The sequence below is a fragment of the Streptomyces sp. S6 genome, assembly GCF_054880855.1.
The window spans coordinates 1-2,164 of the sequence record NZ_JBTYMC010000563.1; the positions used below are offsets into that span (position 1 = coordinate 1).

The window sequence follows — 2,164 nt, forward strand, 5'->3', positions numbered from 1 at the left end:
AACAGCCCGCGCGCGGCCGTCGGGAACGCCGAGATCCGCAGCTCCCCGGCGACCTCCCCGCGCTGCGCCTCCAGATCGGCCTCGGCGACCTCGACCTGGGAGAGGATGCGCCGCGCGTGCTCGGCGAGCAGCACCCCGGCGTCCGTCAGCCGCACCCCGCGCCCGTGCTTGGCGAGCAACTGCCGCCCGGTCTCCCGCTCCAGTTTGGCGAGTTGCTGGGAGACGGCGGAGGTGGTGATGTGCAGGGCCAGCGCGGCGGCGCTCACCGAGCCGTGCCGGGCGAGGGCGTCGAGGGTCCGCAGGCGCTCCAGGTTCAACATGTAAGCGATACTACGAGATACCTCGCTGAAATTCTCGATTGTGCTACGAGATCGTCTCCCGCACAGTGGACGGCATGAGTCACCTCGACTGGCGTCTGCGCTTCGCCGCCCTCTCCCTGATCTGGGGTTTCAGCTTCCTGTTCATCAAGGTCGGCACCCACGGCTTCGCCCCGCTCCAGGTGGCCCTGGGCCGCCTGCTCTTCGGGACGGCCGTCCTCGCGATCGCCCTCGCGGTGAAGCGTGAGCGCCTCCCGAGCGGCGTCCGCACCTGGGCCCATCTGACGGTCGCCGCCTTCCTCCTGAACGCCCTCCCGTTCTCCCTCTTCGCCTACGCGGAGCTGACGATCCCCTCGGCGCTCGCCGGCATCTGCAACGCCACCTCCCCGCTGTGGGGCATGGCCCTCTCCCTGGTCGCGCTCTCCGAGGACCGCCCCACCCGGATCCGGGTCGCGGGCCTGGCCGTCGGCTTCCTGGGCGTCCTGACGGTCCTCGGCGCCTGGCAGGGCTTCTCCGGCCTGGAGCCCCGGGGCACGGCTCTCGCCCTCGCGGCCTCCTTGAGCTATGCCGTCGGCTGGATCTACGTCCGCCGCACGCTGTCCGGGCGCCCGGAGTCGGCCCTGTCGATGACGGGGGCGCAACTCCTGCTGGCGACCGTCCAGTTGGCCGTGATCACGCCGTTCCCGCACAGCTTCCCGACGCCCTCGCTGCTGGCGGTGGCGGCGCTCGGAGCGCTCGGCACGGGGCTCGCGGTGCTGACGCAGTACGGGCTGGTGGCGGAGGTGGGGCCGACGACCGCCCAGCTGGTCACCTACTTCACGCCGGTGGTCGCGACGGCGGCGGGGACGGCGTTCCTCGGGGAGACGCTGACCTGGTCGACGCCGGTGGGAGCCGTGATCGTCCTGGCCGGCGCGGCTCTGACCCAGGTGCGGCGGAGCGCCGTCACACCGTCCCCCACGCGGAGTTCCGCAGCGCCTGCGCCACGGCCTGAGCGAACTCCTGGACTTCCCCTTCCCGCAGCGAAGAGATAGTCACCCGGATCCCGGGCGGGGAACTCACCCTGAGCCGCCCCCCTGCGGCGACGGCCCACCCGGCGTGCAGCAGCCGGGCCACCACCCCCGTCTCGTCCTCGACCGGGATCCACACCGCGAGCCCGCTCCGCCCCCTGGCGGGCACCCCCCGCTCGGCCAGCGCCCCGATCAGCGCCTCCCGCCGCTCCCGGTAGACCCCGCCCACCACCCCGGGATCGACGCCCCCCTCCCGCCACAGCCACACCACGGCCCGCTGCACCACCAGGCTCACCCACCCCGCCGCCAGCCGCTGCCGCCCCCGGACCCGGTCCACGGTCACCGCGTCCCCGGTCAGCACCGCGAGCCGCAGATCGGGCCCGTACGCCTTGGCGACGGACCGCACGAACGCCCAGTGCCGGGTGACCCCGCCCAACGGGTGCAGCGGCAGATCGACGATCCCGTGCCCGTGGTCGTCCTCGATCACGAGCACCTCGGGGAACTCCCCCAGAATCCCCCGCAGTTCCCGCGCCCGGCCCGCACTCACAGCGGCCCCCGTGGGGTTCTGCGCCCGGTCGGTGACGACGGCGGCACGCGCCCCCGACTCCAGCGCGGCCCGCAGCGCCCCGGGGACGGGCCCCTCGTCGTCGACGGCGAAGGGCACCACGCGAAGCCCCAGCGCCGGCATGAGATCGAGCAGCCGGCTCCACCCGGGGTCCTCGACGGCGACGGCGTCCCCCGGCTTCAGGTGGACGGCGAGCACCCGCTCGACCGCGTCCAGCGACCCCGAGGCGACGACCAGCGGCCCGTCGGGCACGCCGTCGGCGTCGAACGCGGCCC

The 2,164-nt window shown here is 74.1% G+C and carries 3 protein-coding genes; 1 reads left to right on the forward strand and 2 read right to left on the reverse strand.

Translation table 11 applies throughout. From position 1 onward, the window contains the following. Positions 1-320: LysR family transcriptional regulator (locus ACVNF4_RS35220; RefSeq protein WP_461806917.1), on the reverse strand; the 320-nt coding region annotated here is incomplete at its 3' end. Positions 321-394: 74 nt separating this feature from the next. Here ACVNF4_RS35220 and ACVNF4_RS35225 point away from each other — a divergent pair. Next, the gene (locus tag ACVNF4_RS35225; protein WP_461806918.1) at positions 395-1,348 is read left to right on the forward strand and encodes a DMT family transporter; all 954 of its coding nucleotides are present in this window, start codon (positions 395-397) and stop codon (positions 1,346-1,348) included. Here ACVNF4_RS35225 and ACVNF4_RS35230 read toward each other — a convergent pair. Further along, positions 1,260-2,164 (reverse strand): aminotransferase class I/II-fold pyridoxal phosphate-dependent enzyme (locus tag ACVNF4_RS35230; RefSeq protein ID WP_461806919.1); only part of this gene is annotated, 905 nt, incomplete at its 5' end. The two genes, ACVNF4_RS35225 and ACVNF4_RS35230, sit on opposite strands and share 89 nt — an antisense overlap.